The organism is Arthrobacter sp. ok362 (genome assembly GCF_900102785.1).
Lineage (GTDB): Bacteria > Actinomycetota > Actinomycetes > Actinomycetales > Micrococcaceae > Arthrobacter.
In genome coordinates, this window is the sequence record NZ_FNGC01000002.1 from 377,136 (window position 1) to 394,467 (window position 17,332).

General features: G+C 66.5%; 23 protein-coding genes and 1 tRNA gene. 16 read left to right on the forward strand and 8 right to left on the reverse strand.

Features of this window, described 5'->3' with window-relative positions:
- Window positions 1–2: 2 nt before the first annotated feature.
- Window positions 3–470 carry a Fur family transcriptional regulator gene (locus tag BLQ10_RS04205; protein WP_091558720.1) on the reverse strand — a complete coding sequence of 156 codons (468 nt, stop codon included), beginning with the start codon at window positions 468–470 and terminating at the stop codon, window positions 3–5.
- A 99-nt stretch (window positions 471–569) separates the two neighbouring features.
- Between BLQ10_RS04205 and BLQ10_RS04210 the strand changes: the two genes are divergently transcribed.
- Together BLQ10_RS04210 and htpX are read left to right on the forward strand one after the other, a co-directional pair.
- Entirely contained in the window at window positions 570–1,841 is a 1,272-nt protein-coding gene (locus BLQ10_RS04210) for an MFS transporter (RefSeq protein WP_091558721.1), read from the forward strand.
- A gap of 64 nt (window positions 1,842–1,905) precedes the next feature.
- Window positions 1,906–2,775 (forward strand): zinc metalloprotease HtpX, encoded by an 870-nt coding sequence (gene htpX, locus BLQ10_RS04215; RefSeq protein WP_091558724.1) that lies wholly within the window; start codon window positions 1,906–1,908, stop codon window positions 2,773–2,775.
- A 125-nt stretch (window positions 2,776–2,900) separates the two neighbouring features.
- Here htpX and BLQ10_RS04220 read toward each other — a convergent pair whose 3' ends face one another.
- On the reverse strand, window positions 2,901–3,392 hold the full coding sequence (locus tag BLQ10_RS04220) for a YajQ family cyclic di-GMP-binding protein (RefSeq protein WP_018773569.1): 492 nt from the start codon (window positions 3,390–3,392) through the stop codon (window positions 2,901–2,903).
- Between the two features lie 199 nt (window positions 3,393–3,591).
- Between BLQ10_RS04220 and BLQ10_RS04225 the strand changes: the two genes are divergently transcribed.
- Both BLQ10_RS04225 and BLQ10_RS04230 read left to right on the forward strand, forming a co-directional pair.
- On the forward strand, window positions 3,592–3,846 hold the full coding sequence (locus tag BLQ10_RS04225) for a hypothetical protein (protein ID WP_091558879.1): 255 nt from the start codon (window positions 3,592–3,594) through the stop codon (window positions 3,844–3,846).
- A gap of 161 nt (window positions 3,847–4,007) precedes the next feature.
- Window positions 4,008–4,089 (forward strand) — tRNA-Tyr (locus BLQ10_RS04230).
- A gap of 104 nt (window positions 4,090–4,193) precedes the next feature.
- Here BLQ10_RS04230 and BLQ10_RS04235 read toward each other — a convergent pair.
- Window positions 4,194–4,769 (reverse strand): LysM peptidoglycan-binding domain-containing protein, encoded by a 576-nt coding sequence (locus tag BLQ10_RS04235; protein ID WP_091558727.1) that lies wholly within the window; start codon window positions 4,767–4,769, stop codon window positions 4,194–4,196.
- A gap of 120 nt (window positions 4,770–4,889) precedes the next feature.
- Between BLQ10_RS04235 and BLQ10_RS04240 the strand changes: the two genes are divergently transcribed.
- The 3 genes from BLQ10_RS04240 to BLQ10_RS04250 all read left to right on the forward strand — a co-directional run bounded on the left by BLQ10_RS04240 (window position 4,890) and on the right by BLQ10_RS04250 (window position 6,983).
- Window positions 4,890–5,483, forward strand: coding sequence for a DinB family protein (locus BLQ10_RS04240; protein ID WP_091558729.1), 594 nt, complete (start codon window positions 4,890–4,892; stop codon window positions 5,481–5,483).
- Window positions 5,484–5,658: 175 nt separating this feature from the next.
- A complete protein-coding gene (locus tag BLQ10_RS04245) occupies window positions 5,659–5,835 on the forward strand; it encodes a DUF1059 domain-containing protein (protein WP_091558731.1) in 177 nt (58 codons plus the stop codon).
- Window positions 5,832–6,983 carry an EAL domain-containing protein gene (locus BLQ10_RS04250; protein WP_091558733.1) on the forward strand — a complete coding sequence of 384 codons (1,152 nt, stop codon included), beginning with the start codon at window positions 5,832–5,834 and terminating at the stop codon, window positions 6,981–6,983. Before BLQ10_RS04245 ends, BLQ10_RS04250 begins: the two co-directional genes overlap by 4 nt.
- On the opposite strand, the gene BLQ10_RS04255 is transcribed toward BLQ10_RS04250, so the two are convergent.
- Entirely contained in the window at window positions 6,980–7,456 is a 477-nt protein-coding gene (locus tag BLQ10_RS04255) for a DUF1810 domain-containing protein (RefSeq protein ID WP_091558736.1), read from the reverse strand. The genes BLQ10_RS04250 and BLQ10_RS04255 overlap by 4 nt on opposite strands.
- A 149-nt stretch (window positions 7,457–7,605) precedes the next feature.
- On the opposite strand from BLQ10_RS04255, the gene BLQ10_RS04260 reads away from it, so the two are divergent.
- The 4 genes from BLQ10_RS04260 (at window position 7,606) to BLQ10_RS04275 (ending at window position 9,783) form a co-directional block, all read left to right on the forward strand.
- Window positions 7,606–8,337, forward strand: a complete 732-nt coding sequence (locus BLQ10_RS04260) for an MgtC/SapB family protein (protein ID WP_091558738.1) — start codon at window positions 7,606–7,608, stop codon at window positions 8,335–8,337.
- Window positions 8,321–8,734, forward strand: a complete 414-nt coding sequence (locus BLQ10_RS04265) for a DUF1801 domain-containing protein (RefSeq protein ID WP_091558740.1) — start codon at window positions 8,321–8,323, stop codon at window positions 8,732–8,734. The genes BLQ10_RS04260 and BLQ10_RS04265 overlap by 17 nt, the downstream gene beginning before the upstream one ends.
- A gap of 72 nt (window positions 8,735–8,806) precedes the next feature.
- The gene (locus BLQ10_RS04270; protein ID WP_091558743.1) at window positions 8,807–9,349 is read left to right on the forward strand and encodes a GNAT family N-acetyltransferase; all 543 of its coding nucleotides are present in this window, start codon (window positions 8,807–8,809) and stop codon (window positions 9,347–9,349) included.
- Complete coding sequence (locus BLQ10_RS04275) at window positions 9,349–9,783, forward strand: VOC family protein (protein ID WP_091558744.1); 435 nt, start codon at window positions 9,349–9,351, stop codon at window positions 9,781–9,783. The genes BLQ10_RS04270 and BLQ10_RS04275 overlap by 1 nt, the downstream gene beginning before the upstream one ends.
- 33 nt (window positions 9,784–9,816) lie before the next feature.
- Here BLQ10_RS04275 and BLQ10_RS04280 read toward each other — a convergent pair whose 3' ends face one another.
- On the reverse strand, window positions 9,817–10,251 hold the full coding sequence (locus tag BLQ10_RS04280; RefSeq protein ID WP_175558463.1) for a DUF7144 family membrane protein: 435 nt from the start codon (window positions 10,249–10,251) through the stop codon (window positions 9,817–9,819).
- A gap of 165 nt (window positions 10,252–10,416) precedes the next feature.
- Here BLQ10_RS04280 and BLQ10_RS04285 point away from each other — a divergent pair, with 165 nt between their 5' ends.
- From BLQ10_RS04285 to trxA, 3 genes are all read left to right on the forward strand, one after another.
- The gene (locus BLQ10_RS04285) at window positions 10,417–11,142 is read left to right on the forward strand and encodes a Type 1 glutamine amidotransferase-like domain-containing protein (RefSeq protein ID WP_091558745.1); all 726 of its coding nucleotides are present in this window, start codon (window positions 10,417–10,419) and stop codon (window positions 11,140–11,142) included.
- A gap of 68 nt (window positions 11,143–11,210) precedes the next feature.
- On the forward strand, window positions 11,211–11,756 hold the full coding sequence (locus BLQ10_RS04290; protein ID WP_091558748.1) for an acyl-CoA thioesterase: 546 nt from the start codon (window positions 11,211–11,213) through the stop codon (window positions 11,754–11,756).
- 78 nt (window positions 11,757–11,834) lie between these two features.
- On the forward strand, window positions 11,835–12,248 hold the full coding sequence (gene trxA, locus BLQ10_RS04295; RefSeq protein ID WP_091558749.1) for a thioredoxin: 414 nt from the start codon (window positions 11,835–11,837) through the stop codon (window positions 12,246–12,248).
- 131 nt (window positions 12,249–12,379) lie between these two features.
- Here the strand turns inward: trxA and BLQ10_RS04300 are convergent, their stop codons facing one another.
- A complete protein-coding gene (locus tag BLQ10_RS04300; RefSeq protein ID WP_091558751.1) occupies window positions 12,380–12,658 on the reverse strand; it encodes a putative quinol monooxygenase in 279 nt (92 codons plus the stop codon).
- Between the two features lie 111 nt (window positions 12,659–12,769).
- Here BLQ10_RS04300 and BLQ10_RS04305 point away from each other — a divergent pair, with 111 nt between their 5' ends.
- Window positions 12,770–14,458, forward strand: a complete 1,689-nt coding sequence (locus tag BLQ10_RS04305; RefSeq protein WP_091558753.1) for an AMP-binding protein — start codon at window positions 12,770–12,772, stop codon at window positions 14,456–14,458.
- A gap of 14 nt (window positions 14,459–14,472) precedes the next feature.
- Here BLQ10_RS04305 and BLQ10_RS04310 read toward each other — a convergent pair whose 3' ends face one another.
- Complete coding sequence (locus BLQ10_RS04310) at window positions 14,473–15,453, reverse strand: DNA-3-methyladenine glycosylase family protein (RefSeq protein ID WP_091558755.1); 981 nt, start codon at window positions 15,451–15,453, stop codon at window positions 14,473–14,475.
- A gap of 163 nt (window positions 15,454–15,616) precedes the next feature.
- Between BLQ10_RS04310 and BLQ10_RS04315 the strand changes: the two genes are divergently transcribed.
- Entirely contained in the window at window positions 15,617–16,039 is a 423-nt protein-coding gene (locus tag BLQ10_RS04315) for a VOC family protein (protein WP_091558757.1), read from the forward strand.
- A 41-nt stretch (window positions 16,040–16,080) separates the two neighbouring features.
- On the opposite strand, the gene BLQ10_RS04320 is transcribed toward BLQ10_RS04315, so the two are convergent.
- The gene (locus BLQ10_RS04320; protein ID WP_091558759.1) at window positions 16,081–17,274 is read right to left on the reverse strand and encodes an SLC13 family permease; all 1,194 of its coding nucleotides are present in this window, start codon (window positions 17,272–17,274) and stop codon (window positions 16,081–16,083) included.
- Between the last annotated feature and the right edge of the window lie 58 nt (window positions 17,275–17,332).

Genomic DNA, 17,332 nt, shown 5'->3' on the forward strand with positions numbered 1-17,332 from the left:
TCTTAGTTTCGTTCGGAAGGAAGCTGTTGGGTGCGCTGGCAGTCCTGGCAGATGCCCTGGTACAGCACGTCCGCGATCTGGATGGTCATCGGTTTGGCGTCCGCGTCCCAGTGCGGGGTCAGGCAGGGCGCGTGGCCCACGGCGCATTCGACGTCCTCCACGCGGCCGCAACTGATGCACACGGCATGGTGGTGGTTATCTCCCACCCGCGTCTCGTACAGCGCGGGGGAGTGCGGGGGTTCGAAACGGCGCAGCATGTGCAGATCGGTGAGATCCCCCAGGACCACATAGACGGACTGGGCGGTCAGGTCCGGCAATTCCTGCCGGGCGGCGGCAAGGATCGCCTCCGCCGGCGAATGCGGGTGATGTTCGACGGCGGACAGCACGGCCAGGCGCTGCTTGGTCACGCGCCGGCCGTGGGCACGCAGGGCGGATGCCCATGCGTCGAGGGTGCCCGAGGAATCCGTCATACCCTCATTCAAGCACTTATTATGACTGCATCACAATAAGGCGGGCAAACATTTCCGGCCGCGTCCAAGGCGCTCGCAGTTCGCCACTAGAGTTGCCCGGTGGAGAATCTTCTGGCGGACATCACGCCCGTGCGCGAAAGCCCCGCCTTCCGCCGTTTGTGGCTCGGCTCAGCCGTCTCGGCGCTGGGGAGCCAGCTGACGCTCGTGGCCGTCAGCCTCGAGGTCTACCGGCTGACCCAGGACAGCTTCTACGTGGGGCTGCTGAGCATCTTCGCCCTCGTGCCGCTGGTGTTCGGCGGCCTGCTGGGCGGATCGATCGCCGACGCCCACGACCGCCGCACAGTGGCCCTGCTGGCGTCCTCCGTCCTCTGGCTCAGCACCGTCGCCCTGGCGCTCCAGGCGTGGCTGCAGGTGGGCAACGTGTGGCTGCTGTACGCGATCGTAGCGGTGCAGAGCGGCGCCCAGGCCATCAACCAGCCGGCCCGCAGCGCGATCATCCCCGTCCTGGTGCGCAAGGAGCTCCTGCCGGCCGCCAATGCCCTGAACATGATGACCTTCGGCCTGACCATGACGGCCGGCCCGCTGCTGGCCGGAGTGCTCGTGGCGTGGATCGGGTTCGGCTGGACGTACACGATCGACGTCGTCAGCTTTGCGTTTGCGTTCTGGGCGCTGCTGAAGCTGCCGCCAATGCCGCCCGGAAAGGACGCCAGGCCGGCCGGACTGCGTTCCGTGCTCGAGGGATTCCGCTTCCTTGGCACCCGGCCCAACCTCCGCATGACTTTCGTCATCGATCTCGTCGCCATGATCTTTGCCCAGCCAAGGGCGTTGCTGCCCGCCATTGGTGCGGTGATGGTCGGCGGCGGCGAGGCCACGGTGGGGATCCTGTTGGCCTCGATGGCCGTGGGGGCGTTCCTGGCCGGCCTGTTCTCCGGCCCGTTGGGCGGCGTCCGCCGGCAGGGAGCCGCGGTGGTGTGGTCCGTGATGGGCTGGGGCGCCTCGGTCGCGGCCTTCGGCCTGGTGGTGGTCCTCGCCGGTCATTCCGGAGGCGACGGCGTGACCATGTGGCTGCTGCCCGCCGCCCTGTGCTGCGCGCTCGCCGGGATCGCGGATTCCGTCAGCGCCGTCTTCCGCACCACCATTCTGCAGGCCTCCACCCCGGACCACCTGCGCGGCCGGCTGCAGGGCGTGTTTGTAGTGGTGGTGGCCGGCGGACCCCGGATCGGGGACATGCTGGCCGGCGGCGCGACTAAATTTTTGAACGAGGGATGGGTCCTGCTGCTTGGTGGCGTGTTGTGCATCGCCGTGGCGTGGACATTAGCCCGACTGCAGTCGGGATTCCTGCGCTACGACGCGCGGAACCCGGTACCGTAGCGGTTCGTTTTCTTGGTAGTTCATTGAAGTACAGGCCATGAACTAAAAGGCATCAGGAGGAACCGTGCACCAGCATCACAACGGACTGAAAACCGCGGCCCTGTTCGGAGTCCTGTGGGCGGTCCTGCTTGGTCTGGGGGCATTCATCGCCGCCGGGACCCGCAGTGCCGCGCCGATCTGGATCATGGCCCTGATCGGCATCGGCACCACCGCCTACGGGTACTGGAACAGCGACAAGCTCGCCATCCGGTCCATGCAGGCCTATCCGGTCACGGAAGCCGAGGCGCCCCAGCTGTACCAGATCGTCCGGGAATTGTCCGGCCGGGCCAACCAGCCGATGCCGCGGATCTACGTCTCGCCCACCATGGCGCCGAACGCCTTTGCCACCGGCCGGAATCCGCAGACCGCGGCGGTGTGCTGCACCGAAGGCATCCTGAGGATGCTGGACGCCCGCGAACTGCGCGGGGTCCTGGGCCATGAACTGATGCACGTCTACAACCGGGACATCCTGACGGCGTCGGTGGCCGCCGCCGTCGCCGGGGTCATCACCTCGGTGGCGCAGATGATGCTGCTGTTCGGCGGCGGGGACCGCCGCAACGCAAACCCGTTCGCCGCGATCGCGATGGCGCTGCTGGCCCCGTTCGCCGCGTCCCTGATCCAGATGGCCATCTCGCGGACGCGGGAGTACGACGCCGACGAGGACGGATCCGCGCTCACCGGAGATCCGCTGGCGCTCGCCTCCGCCCTGCGCAAGATCGAGCAGGGTGTGCAGTTGGCGCCATTGCCGCAGGACCAGCGGCTGGTCAACGCCTCCCACATGATGATCGCCAACCCGTTCCGCGGCGGGGGTGTGGCCAAGATGTTCTCCACCCACCCGCCGATGGCCGAGCGGATCGGCCGGCTGGAGCGGATGGCCGGCCGGCCGCTCAGCTAAAGCTAGCTGCGGCTCTGGCGACGCGCGAACAGTTCCGTGACGCGCAAAAGCGCTGGCGACACCCGAATACAGGTGTCGCCAGCGCTTTTGCGTGACGCGAGGAAACCCGCGCCGCTAGCGAGCCGCTAGCTGCGGAAGTTGACGAACTGCAGGTCGGCCTCGTCGAAGCCCTTGAGCAGGTTCATGGTCTCCTGAAGGTCATCGCGGGACTTCGACGTCACCCGGAGCTCGTCGCCCTGGATCTGCGACTTGACGGACTTGGGGGCCTCGTCCCGGATCAGCTTGTTGATCTTCTTGGCGAGGTCTTGGGCGATGCCCTCCTTGATGGAGGCCTCGAGCCGGAATTCCTTGCCGGAGGCGTAGGGCTCGCCAGTGTCGAGGGACTTAAGCGAGATGCCGCGGCGGATGAGCTTGGACTGCAGCACGTCGAGCACCGCCAGCACCCGCTCCTCTGAGTTGGCCTTCATCAGGATCTTCTCGCCGCTGAAATCAACTTCGGCGCCGACGCCCTTGAAGTCGTAGCGCTGGGCAATTTCCTTTTGAGCCTGGTTCAGCGCGTTGGCGACCTCCTGCTTGTCTACCTTGCTGACGACGTCGAACGTGGATTCGCCTGCCATGACTTTCCTCCTGATGGTTAGCCGGGTGCCTGATGTGAGGCCGGGATGTCTGCATTCCAGCCTAGTACGGATGCCCCCGTTCTGGAGGGCGGCCGGGCGGGACTACGTTTCACAGTCCGCTCATAGCTCAATCACGGCGGGAACGAAGCCAGGCTCGGAAGAGTTGCAAGAGTTGGAACCGCTGCTGAAAGGCAAGAACATGCACCATAACGCCGTCCGCTACGTCACCCGCACCACCGCCGCCGCTGCCAGCACGCTGGCCGCGACGGCGACCTCCGTTGCTGCCGCCGCACTGGCGGCCTCCATCATTCTGAGCCCGGCCCCCGATGCCTCAGCCCGCATGGACGGGGTCCACGCGGACCTGGCCCGGGCGGTCGAGCTGAACCAGGTCACCCCGGAGCAGGCGGCACGATTCGAGGCACGGCTGGCCGGGCGCATTCTCGGAGAGGCCTGAATTTCCGGGCATTTTGACCCATCTTTAGCCTATTGAAGCGCCGATTCGATTCTTCGGCGGAAGTTCTGTAAAGTTGTCTTGCCCGCGGGTGCTGGAAGCGGAACGGACTGGAAACAGGCGTTCCGGGACTGGAAACCGCGAGTGATCTTCTTTTGAAGTTCGGCAGATTACCCGAGCGGCCAAAGGGGGCTGACTGTAAATCAGCTGGCAACGCCTACGGGGGTTCGAATCCCTCATCTGCCACCCTTGGAAAAGCCTCCGGAACCAATCGGTTCCGGAGGCTTTTCCTTTGCCCGCGGGTCCTCGGGCCCACCCAGGTTTGGGGCCCACCCACGATAGTCCGCGGCTCAATCGAGGGGCGGATTGGGGATAGCTACCGTTGTGCCGGCGGGCGGAATCCATTCTCCGCCGGTCAGATAATTCAAATTGGCTATCCGCAATGCATGAAGCGGTACGCCGTAGCGGCTCGCGATGCCGGCGGGAGTATCTCCGGCGCGCGTCCTGTACAGAAGCTGCCCCCGCCCGTCCTGGCCGGTCACGCTACCGCCGGCGCCGAGCTGCGGCACGTCCACACCTCTGAGGTCGATGACCTTTCCCGCGGCAACGGACGCCGATTCGTTGAAACTCCTGAGGATCTCGGGAGTCATCCGGAAGTGGGCGGCGATGCCCTCCCAAGTGTCGCCGTCGACAGCCGTGTAGCGCATGGGCTGGAAGAACCCGTTTATTTCGGTCGTCCCCAGCAGGCCCGGGGGCGCCGGGGAGGTTGCGGCGGCCGTCGGGGATGTTCCATGAGCAGCGGCCGCCGGGGTTCCGCCCGGGGCGTCCGCGCCCGATGCGCAGGCGGCCAGCAAGCCGGCGAGAACCACGGCCAGAACAACTGCGGCGGCCGGCCGGACGCGTTTTACACCGGAACCGTGACTCACGCTGGGTGTCCTGTCATTTCGGGGCCTCCCCCCGAGGCCCGTTGGGCCCAATTATTCCATACGTTTGATGAAGTCTCATTCCGCAGGGAGGGGCTCCTCGGGTTCGGTATAGTGCCGGTCATGGACGAAAAGGCGATCTTGCACACCTACCTGCGCACCCGGCGGGCCAGCCTGCTGGCCAAGCTTGACGGGCTCAGCGAGTACGACGCGCGCCGGCCCCTCACTGCCACGGGCACCAACCTGCTGGGCCTAATCAAGCATGTGGCCAGCGTTGAACTCGGCTACTTTGGCGAGGTTTTTGGCCGGCCCAGCGACCTGGAACTGCCATGGTTTGCCGACGACGCGGAGCCGGACGCCGACATGTGGGCTGCCCCCAGCGAGACGCGGGAGCAGATCGCGGAGCTGCACCGGCTCTCTGCCGTGCACAGCGACGCCACCATCGATGAACTCGCCCTGGACGCGCCCGGCGTGGTGCCGTGGTGGCCGGACGAGCGGAAGCACGTGACCCTGCATCAGATTCTTGTGCACATGTGCGTGGAAACGGCCCATCACCTCGGCCACGCGGACATCTTGCGCGAGCTCATCGACGGCAGGGCCGGCCAGCGCCCGGGGGATCCGAACTTGCCGGTGCGCACACCCGAGGCGTGGGCTGTTCACCGGGCCCGCATCGAGGCGGCCGCCGTCGCGGCCGAAGCAGGGGCGCCAAGCCGGTAGCCCGGCCCCGGACCGACAGCGGGTCAACGACAGCCGGCGGACATAACCGGCGAAAGGCTGCCGGCAACATTCCATTGTTCTGCGAGCAAAATCTCAGTTTTCGACGCAGAGCCAACGTAGGGTTGACCGGTCCGCTGTTGAAAAAGGGTCCGCTGTTGAAAAAGAAGGAGCACTCGTGAAGTCGTTTGCCTGTGGTGATGTGGTTCCCGGTTGCGAAGCCCGCTGGGTGTGCAGCACGGAAGATGAAATTCTGGTCAATGTGGCGGCCCATGCTGCGTCCGCACACGGGCTGGAGGAGCTGCCGGCCGACGTCGTGCGGTCGGTTCACAAAGCCATCGTTTCCGTTAGTTGATTCACGAGGCAGGCGGCCTCCGGCCCGATTCCGGGGCAGCTTCGGGCCCCGATTGGAACGAGCATCTGGCGGCCGCCTGCCGAGGTGTTGGCCTTTCCGCGGCCTACCAGCCCATTGTTGATACTGCCCGCGGCACAGTGGTGGGCTATGAGGCCCTGGCGCGATTTCCGGGGTTCGCCGAAAAAAATCCTGAAGTGTGGTTTGCCGCCGCGCGCACGCATGGCCTGGCGGCCGAGCTCGAGGCCGCAGCATTGCGGGCGGCGCTCGCGGCTCGCCCCACCTTGCCCGCGAACTGTTTCCTGACCCTCAACGTCTCGCCGGAGCTGCTGCTGACGGATGGGATCCGTGAAATCTGGCGCGGCCAGGGAAACCTTGGCGGGCTGGTGGTTGAGCTTACGGAACAAACCCCGATCGACTCCTATCTGGAGCTTGAGCCTGACCTCAACCAGCTCCGCGCTGCGGGTGCGTTGATTGCCGTCGACGACGCCGGGGCCGGCTATGCGGGACTCCGTCACCTCCTGGCGCTGCGGCCCTCGCTGATCAAGATCGATCGTGAACTCATCCAGGATGTCGACCGTGACGAAGCCAAGCGCGCCCTGATCTCCATGCTCGGAACCTTTGCCAGCCGGGTGGATGCCTGGATCCTGGCCGAAGGAGTGGAACGGGTGGAGGAACTGGACGCCCTCGTCGCGCTCGGCGTACCGCTGGTGCAGGGGTATTGCCTGGCCCGGCCCGGGCCGGCATGGGAACCGATCGACCTTGACGTTGCCCACCGCCTGGCGTCAAAACCACCGGTGACGCACCGGGGCATTATCCGGGACATCGTGGAACCCGCGACGACGGCCGCGACGACGGCGACGGCGGCGGCCGCGTTTGATGACAACCCCGCCCTGCAGTCGGTGGTGCTGATGGGCGAGCACTCGCGGCCCGTTGCGGTGCTCGACCCCGCCGCGGCGGCCCTGGGCGTGGTCAGCCCGGGAATGCGGGTCAACCTTGACACGCCGATCAGCGAGGCCCTGGCGCGCTCCATGACGCGTACTCAGGCCAGCCGGTTTGACCCCTTGCTGGTGACGGACAACGCCGGCCGCTTTGCCGGCGTCGCTCGCATGGAACGGATGATCACGGCCCTGGCCACGGCGGACGGCTAGCCGTCCGCCGGGTCCGGATCGCCTGGCTTGCCCTCCAGATGTTGTCCTTCCAGCAGCCGTCCCGTGCCGGGATCCTCCAGGCCATCGAAGTAACGGTCCAGGACATCGCGGAACACGGATTCGCCGGGGGCGGCAAGCCGGAACAGCGTCATGGACGAGTGCAGCTTCCGCGCGTCGATGCTGCCAAAAATCTGCACCGCGGACCGGCCCTCCAGGGAAGCCACTGCGGCGGCCACCTCTCGCAGGCGGGGCCCAAGAACGTCGTGCCGGATGAAGGCCCGGGCCTCGTCCATGGAGGAAATGGCATATCTGCGGGCGGTTTCGCTGTGGCCCAGGCCTGCGAGCTGGGGGAAAACGAACCACATCCAGTGGCTCCGCTTCATGCCCGACCTCAACTCCGCCAGGGCGTGCCCATAGGTCCCGCCGGCATCTTGGGCGATCACGAAGCGTTCAAGATCGTAAGGGTCTTCCATGCTCGCTAGGCTACGTCGCCGGGTCGCGAAGCTGCTACCCAACCCCGCCACTACTCCCCAGCAAGGGGCGGCGGTAGGATCAACTCCGAGAGTCGCTGGCGCACTTCAGAGTTGACCCGGCGCCACGCTCTGCCGAGTCGGAGGGCGGGATGGACGACGCATTTGGGCTGTTCACCAGGTCCACACTGGTGGAAATCGGACTCCTGCTGGCGACATTTGTCCTGTGCTCCCTGATCGGCGTCGAACGGCAGGTCCGGCAGAAGAGCGCGGGTTACCGCACCCACGTTCTGGTTGGCCTGGGATCGTGCACCTTCACCCTTATCTCCGCCTACGGCTTCGCTGCCGTTCAGGGACCCGGGGGCACCTTGGACCCGTCCCGCATTGCAGCCCAAATTGTCAGCGGCATCGGCTTCCTCGGCGCTGGGGTGATTTTCAAGGGGCGGAACGTTGTCCGGGGCCTCACCACGGCCGCGAGTATCTGGGTTTCCGCCGCCGTCGGCATGGCCTGCGGGGCCGGGATGCTTTCTCTGGCAATTTCGCTGACCGCCTTCCATCTCATCACCTTGTATGTGGTGTCGCCTGCGGTGAGGAAGATACCGACGCCGGACACCAACCGGGTCCTGCACGTGGGCTACGCGGACAATCAAGGCGTGCTGAGGCAAGTGCTGGAGCTGGCCACCAACATGGGGTTCAGCTCATCAATCCTGAGCACCAAGAAATCGGGCAATGTACAAAAACCGATCGTTCTCATGAACATCCGTTTCCACGGTCATCTTCCGCTGCGGGAGCTCGTCCCGTCGCTCCTGGAAGTGCCCGGCGTGAAAAGTGTCACCGTGCTCGGCTCGGATCCGAACGAGGACGACGATGACGACAGCGCCTGAGAACCTGGAGCGACGAGACGCCCGGGTTGACGCGTTCATCGCGGCACTGCCGGAGTGGCAGCAGCATATCTGCGCTCAGGTGCGTGAACTTGTCCATGCCGCCGACCCGGCGGTCGAGGAGACCATCAAACGCACCACGCAGCCGTACTTCGTCCTCGACGGCAACATCTGCGCCCTGCTCGCGGCCAAGGATCACGTCAACGTCTTCCTCTACGACGGCGGGATCGTCGCGGACCCGGAGGGCATCATCACCGGCGGGCACAACAACAAGACAGCACGCACGGTCGCCATCGCCCAGGGAGAAGCCATCCCCGGCCAGGCCCTCACGGCGATGTTCCGGCAGATCATTGCGGACAACCGGGCCGGCGGCTGGCGGAAACTGAAGCAGGGCCAATGAAGCAGGATGACCATTCTCGAATTGCCGCGCACGCTGATTGAAGCTGTTCGGGATGACCGTTAGAGTCTCCGGATGACCGAGAACAGCATCGCCCTGACGGAGACTGTGCGTGTGCGCGTGCCGCGCAGGCCCGACGCCGGCCCCCTGGCCGATGCCTACCTGCGGAACCGGGAGCATCTGGCGCCTTGGGAGCCGGTGCGGGACGAGGAATTCTTCACCGTAGAGGGACAGGCCGCCAGCATCGAATCCAAGCTCGGGTTGTTCATCGCGGGATCGGACGTGCCATGGGTTCTCGTGGAAGGCTCCCGCATCATCGGGGTGATTAACCTCAGCGGGATTGTCCGGGGGCCGTTCCTCAGCGCCCACCTCGGCTACTGGGTGGACAAGGACATGGCCGGGCGGGGGATTGGCTCGGCTGCGCTGGAGTTCGCCGTCCAAACCGCGCGGAACGAGCTGGGCCTGCACCGGCTGCAGGCCGCCACGCTCCCGCACAACTCCGCGTCGCAACGGATTCTGAAGCGGGCCGGCTTTGAGGAGATCGGTTTGGCCCCCCTGTACCTCCGGATTGCCGGTTCCTGGCAGGACCACGTCCTTTTTCAGCGGATCCTGTACTGATGGCGGCTGTTCCGGATGCAGCTGTTCCGATTGCGCCTGCGGACTTTGGTGCCCTGCACCATATTGAACTCTGGGTGCCGGACCTGCAACGGGCCAAGGACCAGTGGGGGTGGCTGCTGGGCCGGCTCGGCTACGAGGCCTACCAGGACTGGGCCCACGGCTGCAGCTGGCGCCGCGGGCCCACGTATATCGTCGTCGAGCAGTCCCCGGCCTTGAGCGGAAGCGCGCACCTGCGCACCGCCCCCGGCCTGAACCATCTCGCCTTCAGCGCGGGGACCCGGGAACAGGTGGACGAGATGGCGGGGGAGAGCTTCCATCACGGCTGGGCAGAACTGTTTCCGGACACATATCCGCACGCGGGCGGTCCCGGCCACTTCGCCGCCTACCTCGTGAATTCGGACGGCTACGAAGTGGAGCTGATTGCAGCCGATTGATCGCGTCGGCGCCCTACCGGCTGCGTCGGTGCCCTACTGGCTGGTTGGCGGAGGCGCTTGTTCAGCCTTCAGTTCCGCGCCGTGGGCGATGATCGCGAAGATGATCAACACGTCGATGGCGATGACGATGAAGGACCACCACGGCTGCTCCGGAATGAGCATCAACTGAACGACGGCACTGAGGCCCGCAAGGACGACCGCAACGACGCGCGCCCAGGTTGCGCCGGAGAAGAGCGCGACGGCGGTCAGGATCAAGAGCACCCCGAGGACCACATTCCACCAGCCCCACCCCTTCGCATCAAAGAGGAACAGCGTGCCGGGGGTCGACAAATAGTAGGTGTCGGGCCCGGTGAGCGCGACGAGGCCCTGAAGGGCGCTGAAGACGCCGTTGATGATCAGAATGACTCCGGCGAAACTGACCCAACCGGTCCACCCAGTTGAAGCGACAGGATGATGGGCAGTACTCATAGTGCCGACCGCTTTCCGTTGAATGCTCTGCCGTCGGCCTCATGGTCGGCGCAGTCGTGTCATGAATCTAGTACCGATTCCGATTATGTTCCTCACCCCCAGGGCCGTCAATCGCCACAGGAACTTTGGATCCGCCGCGACGATCGGCCCGGGTACTGTGAAGCCATGACCATCATCCTTGTCGGCGGCGGCCCGGATACCGTGACCACTCCCGCTGTCTTCGACCGGTTTGTCAGGGAGCTCCGGATCCGGGCCGGCGGCAGGGTTCCCCGCGTCGCCGTGGTTCTCGTTGACCATGAGGGCAGCTCGGAATGGTTCCTGCCCGCCTATGTGGGGCCGCTGGAATCCCGCATCGTCTGCGAGGTGCTACCGGTCCTGCTCGGTGTCAACAAAGACGCGGATCCGGCCGCGTTCGACGGCGTCGACGGGATCGTCGTCGGCGGCCCGACGCCGGGCTACCTGTCGGGCTTGCTGCGGTCCGCGCAGGCCATCCGCCGCGCGGTCTCCGAGGGCGTGCCGTACATGGGGTTCTCCGCCGGCGCGATGGTGGCGCCGGCACGGGCAATCGTGGGCGGCTACCGGATCAGGGGCACCGAGGTGTGCTCGGAGGAATGTTCGGAGGGTCTCGACGAACTTGAGATCCGCGACGGACTGGGCCTGGTGCCCTTCGCCGTCGACGTCCACACCGCGCAGGCCGGAACACTTAGCAGGGTGGTCGGGGCGGTGGCGAAAGGCCTCCTGGACCGCGCGGCTGCCGTGGATGAGAACACCGCCCTGGTCCTGCACCATGCGGACCTGGACGAGCTGGACGTGATCGGCGCCGGGCATTGCTGGACGATTCGGGGCGCCGGCCCCAAGGCCACCGTTTCGGTTCTGTCCGCACACAGATAGCCCTGGCGCGCTTTGACCACCAGGCACCAGCCCTTGGCACGTTTGTTACTCGTGGGTAACATTGACTCATGCACCTCCTTTTCCGGACCCTCCTGCTGCTGTTCACGTCCTCGCGCCGCTCGCCCCTGAGCATCTGGGCCAACTCCTCGCTGCCGCTGCGGGTCCTGCCCACAGATATCGACATCGCCATGCACGTAAACAACGGCATGTACTTCTCGCTCATGGACCTCGGGCGCTTCGATCTCATGGCCCGCAGCGGAACCTGGAAAAAGATGCGTCAGCGGGGCTGGACCCCGGTAGCGGCCGGGGAGACCATCGCCTTCCGCCGCTCGCTGCAGCTCTGGCAGCAGTACACCATCGAATCCAAGATCATCGGCCTCGATTCGAAGGCCATCTACTTCGAGCAGCGGATGGTGGTGGACGGCGAAGTTTACGCGCGCGCCTACATCGCCACCCGGCTGGTCAGCAAGGGCAAACCCGTCAGCCAGGAAGAAATCATCCGCGAATTCGGCGCCCCGCCGGCGGATCTGGAGCTGCCCGAGTGGATCCACGAATGGCGTGAAACCAATGCCCTGCCCGGCGCGAGGCGTCCGGCCCCGCACGCCTGGGCGTGACATCCGGGCCCGCCTGCCCGGATGTGCCAACAGCGAAATGCCGGGGACAATCCCCGCCTGCTCCCGTACCGTTGACTCATGGCTACCGTAGACATCACAGGTGAACAGTTCGCATCGACAGTCGAGGATAACGACATCGTCCTCGTCGATTTCTGGGCCGAATGGTGCGGCCCGTGCAAGCAGTTTGGCCCCACATACTCAGCGATCTCCGAGAAGCACCCGGACGTCGTCTTCTCCAAGGTCGATACCGAAGCCGAGCAGCAGCTCGCTGCCGAGGCGGGCATCACCTCGATCCCCACGCTGATGGCCTTCCGCGAAAAGGTCCTGGTATTCTCGCAGCCCGGCGCCCTGAACGCGCAGCAGCTCGAGCAGGTGGTCGACGCCGTCAAGGCCCTGGACATGGAAGAAGTCCACGCCCACGTGGCCCGCTCCCAGGCCGAGGCCGCCGCCGCTGCGGCCACCCAGGACGGGACCCAGATCCCGGAAGCCTGAACCCCACGGCCTAATTCCACGGCCTAAAAGCGCGGGGTCACTCCGCACCCATAAATCCCTCCGGGATTGGGCGCGGCGTGACCCCGCGTTTTTTGCGCGTTTTTACCAGACGCTGGTTATAGACCGGATGCCTAGAGCGTTTCCAGCTTGACCGGCTCGGCCAGCAGCGCGCTGAGGGATTCGTTCAGGTCCTGGACTGCCGTGCCCTTGGAGTGCTTGTCCAGGTCCGCCTGGCTGGCCCACCGTTCGGTCAGCACGAGCTTGTCCTCGCTGGCCTCGGTGAGCTCGTAGCGGATACAGCCGGGCTCATTGGCCACCTCGTCAATCGCGATGTCCAAGGCGAGCTTCACGCGGAAGAATTCGCCGTCGTTGGGGATGAAAATGGCCTGAAGGTCAACGGGTGCACTCATGGCAATTACCCTACCGGGCCGCCGCGCCGGCGCCGGAAGATGACCCAAGATTTCATAGGACTTCCAAGCTTTGCACTTCTTTTGCCTCCGGTCAGTTGGTAGCGTCACACCATGCTTGCTTACACAGCCGGGGACACTGACGTTCCGCTGCTCGAGGAAACCATTGGCGCGAACTTCGAACGGATCGCGGCGCGGTTCCCGTACCAGGACGCCCTGATCGAGGCGGCCGCGGTGCCCGGCGAAGAGGCCCGGCGGTGGAGCTATTCGAAGTTGAACGACGACGTCGACCGCCTGGCGCGTGCGCTCCTCGCCCTGGGCGTCGCGAAGGGCGATCGGATCGGCATCTGGAGCCCCAACTGCGCCGAGTGGACCATCCTGCAGTACGCCACCGGGAAGATCGGGGCGATCCTGGTCAACGTCAACCCTGCCTACCGCAGCCACGAGCTCGAGTTCGTGGTCAAGCAGAACGGCATGCGGATGCTGGTCACCGCGCCGTCGGATCGGAACAGCGACTACACCGGGATGGCGCGGCAGGCGTTGGCGGTGTGCCCGGACCTGCGCGAGCTTATCTTCCTCCCCAATGCCGGACTGGACGGGCTGGCGGCGGGCGAGCCCGAAAACGAGGCGGAGCGCACGTACGCCGAGCTGCTCAAGCGGGCTGACGACGTCGGGCATTCCGCCCTAAAGGCGCGCATGGCGGAGCTGGATCCGCACGATCCCATCAACCTGCAGTACACCTCGGGCACCACGGGTTTCCCGAAGGGCGCCACGCTGACGCACCACAACATCCTCAACAACGGCTACTCGATCGGTGAGCAGCTGGGCTACACGGAACACGACCGCGTGGTGATCCCGGTGCCCTTCTATCACTGCTTCGGCATGGTGATCGGGAACCTGGCGGCCCTCAGCCACGGGGCCGCCACCATCATCCCGGGCCGGGCGTTCTCGCCGGCCTCGGCACTGGAGGCCGTGCAGGACTTCGGCGGAACCTCGCTGTACGGGGTGCCGACCATGTTCATCGCCGAGCTCGCCCTGCCGGAGTTCGCCTCCTACGACCTCGCGACACTGCGCACGGGCGTGATGGCCGGATCGCTGTGCCCGATCGAGGTGATGAACCGGGTCATCACCGAAATGAACATGACAGACGTCGCCATTTGCTACGGCATGACGGAGACCTCGCCGGTGTCCACGATGACCCGGAGCGTGGACACCATGGCCCAGCGGACCGAGACCGTGGGCCGGACCATGCCGAACCTGGAGAGCCGGATTGTGGACCCGGTGACGGGAGAAGTGCTGGAGCGCGGCGGGATCGGCGAGCTCTGCACGCGCGGCTACGCCGTGATGCGGGGGTACTGGAACCAGCCGGACAAGACAGCCGAGGCGATCGACGCCGACGGCTGGATGCATACCGGGGACCTTGCCCGGATGGACGAGGGCGGGTACATCGTGATCGAGGGCCGGATCAAGGACATGGTGATCCGTGGCGGCGAGAACGTCTACCCGCGCGAAATCGAGGAATTCCTGTACACCCACCCGGACATCCAGGACGTGCAGGTGATCGGCGTCCCGGACGCCAAATACGGCGAGGAACTGATGGCCTGCGTCATCCTGAAGCCCGGCGCCGCGCCGATGGACGCCGCCAGCCTGGCCGAGTTCTGCCGCGGCAAGCTGGCGCACTACAAGATTCCGCGCTACGTGGATGTCCGGGAGAGCTTCCCGATGACCGTCTCCGGAAAGATCCGCAAGGTGGACATGCGCCAGGAGGCCGCTGCGAGGCTGGGTCTCCCGGCCGGCGACTGACACCAACGCGGGGGTCAGTGGCCGCGGTGGTCCTGGATGGTCATGCGCGGGCCGAAGGTCGGTTTCCGGAAGCCGCTCAGTCCGATCATCCGGACCACCCGCTGCCTGTGCCCCGCCCAGGGGGCCAGCAGCCTGAGCATGCCGGCGTCGTCCGTGCGGCGGCCGGTCAGGGCGGCGCCCACGTAGGCCGCCAGGTGGTAATCGCCCACCGCGATCGAATCCGGGCAGCCGTGCGTGCGCTGCACCACCTCCGCCGCCGTCCACACCCCGATTCCCGGGAGGGTCTGCAGCTTGGCCGCTGCCTCCGCGGCGGGAAGGGCTGCGAGCCGTTCAAGCGCGACGGCGGAACGCAGCGCCCGGATGATAGTTGCCGAACGCTGCGGCCCCACGCCGGCCTTGTGCCATTCCCAGGACGGAATGCGGAGCCACTGCGCAGCCGTCGGCTGGACCAGCAGATTGGCGGGAGCGACGGTGCCGGCTCCCGGCGCCGCCGTCCCGAAGCGGTACATCAGGTAGCGGTACCCGCGGCGGGCCTCGATGACGGTGACCTTCTGCTCCAGGATGGTCGGCACCAGTGAGTCGATCATCCGGCCGGTTGCAGGCAGCCGGATCGCGAGGTTCCGGCGTCGGGCTTCAACCACCATGCGGGGGAGTGTGGCGTGGAACGCGGGCTCGTCGAAGCCGGACCAGTCGTCCTCGCTCCCGAGCATGCGCGGTACGGAATCGACGGCGTCCACCGCTCCGGGACCCCAGGCCTGCGCGTCCACCGACGGGTCGGCCCGCGGCCCGGCGGTTGCCAGGCGCAGTGTGGCCGGACCGTGCGGCGTCGTGAACGCGAGCCAGACCCCGTCCGGGGCGGTGCGGATGGACGGGTCGCCGTGGCCGCGCAGGAGCGTGCCGATGGTTTGCATCAAGTCGAACGGGCCGCCCGGGCGCCACCGCAATGAGGCGTCCGCCGCGGCGGCGAGGCCTGTGGGGACGTCGGCAACGGTCATTCGAACATGTTCCCATGTCCCCCGGACAGCGGCCGCATCCGCAGCAACGGAGCGCGGGCCGTAGGGCCCTTAACCTCCAGCGCTGCCGGGACTAAAATCCGGCTGGGGCGTGGAGCGTCCACGCCCGCCTCTTGGCCCGAATCCTGGTTCTTAGGAGAGTGTGATGGCTGGTGGAGTGGTACATTTCGAAATCCCCGCAGACGACGAGGGCCGCGCACGGGGGTTCTACAGTTCGGCGTTCGGCTGGGAGGTAAGCTCCGTGCCGGAGATGAGCTACGCCATGATCAAGACAACGCCGACGGATGCAACGGGCATGCCCTCCGTTCCGGGCTCCATTAACGGCGGCATGTTCCACCGCGAAGGGGACCTCACGTCCCCGGTCCTCACGGTGGACGTCGATGACATTGACGCGGCGTTGGAGAAGATCAATTCCTTGGGCGGTAGCACTGTCTCGCCACGGCAGGAAATCGGCAGCATGGGCTGGGCCGCCTACTTCCGGGACACCGAAGGCAATGTGGTCGGTCTGTGGCAGAACGCCCCGCGTGAGGGAGGCGCCGGCGCCGCGGCGGATGACATCGGCGCTTGAGGAGCCCGGCGGGCACCCGCCCGGCAGTCCGGCTCAGGGAATCAGTGCATTCCCGTGGTGAGCCACAGCGCCACGACCGCCAGCGGGACGGTCAGCACGACGGCGACGACGCCGGCCACGGCGAAACCGCCCCAGCGGATGTCCACGTTGAGGGCGCGCAGCCGCTCGTGCCACAGCAGTGTGGCCAGCGAAGCCCACGGGGTCACCAGCGGGCCCAGGTTCACGCCGATCAGCAGGGCCGCCAGCCGGGCGGGGGAGTCGCCCACCGGTTCAAGGGCCAGGTAGGCAGGCAGGTTGTTGACCGCGTTTGCCGCCACGGTGCCCAGCCCGGCGAGCTGCAGCAGGGCCGGCAGGGTCTCGCCCGTTCCGGCGATGCCGGCCAGGAAATGGGCCAGTCCGTTCGCGTGCAGGGCCTCCACTACCATGAACAGGCCGGAGGTGAGCATGAGGGGGCGCCACGGAATCATGGACCAGCGCAAGGCCGAACGGCGCCGCCAGAGGCATAGCAGGATGAGGGCGGCAGCCGCCACGATCGCCGAGATCTGCACCGGGACGCCTGAGACAAGCGCCGGCAGCAGGACCACCAAGACGCCTGACGCCGAGTACAGCAGCACCCGGTCCCGCACTTTATGGACCGGCTGCGGCCCATACCTGCCGCGCAGATCCTTCCGGAACGCCGGCCACAGCAGCACCAGCGGCACCAGGATGCCCACCAAGGCCGGGGCCCACACCAGCGCGGCGAACGCGGCGGGGCTGAGCTTCAGCTGCTCCTGCGCCAGCAGGTTGGTCAGGTTGGAGACCGGCAGCAGCAGCGAGGCCGTGTTCGCCAGCCACACTGTGGTCAGCGCGAACGGCAGCGGCGCAATGCGGGCGTGAATGGCCAGCAGCACGACGACGGGAGTCACCAGCACCGCCGTCGTATCCAGCGACAAGAACACCGTGGAAACGGTGGCGAGGGCGATGACGAGGAACCACAGCAACAGGACCCGGCCGCGGCCCAGGGCAGCCAGCCGGTCGGTGACCACGCGGAACAGTCCGGCCTCGTCCACCAGCTCCGTGACCAGGGACATCGCCACCACGAACGCCAGCACCGGCACGGTCCGTGCGGCGAGTTCCTGGAAGGCGGGCACCGGCAGCAGTCCGGTCGCCAGCGCTGCGCACCCGGCCAGCAGCATGCCCGCGGGCAGGGCATAGCTCTTGAGCTTCTTCAGCCGGGCGATCCTTTTCACCGCCATATCTTCGCACCTGCCGGAGCCGGGGCCGCGCCGACGTGCCTGCCCGGCCGGAGACGGT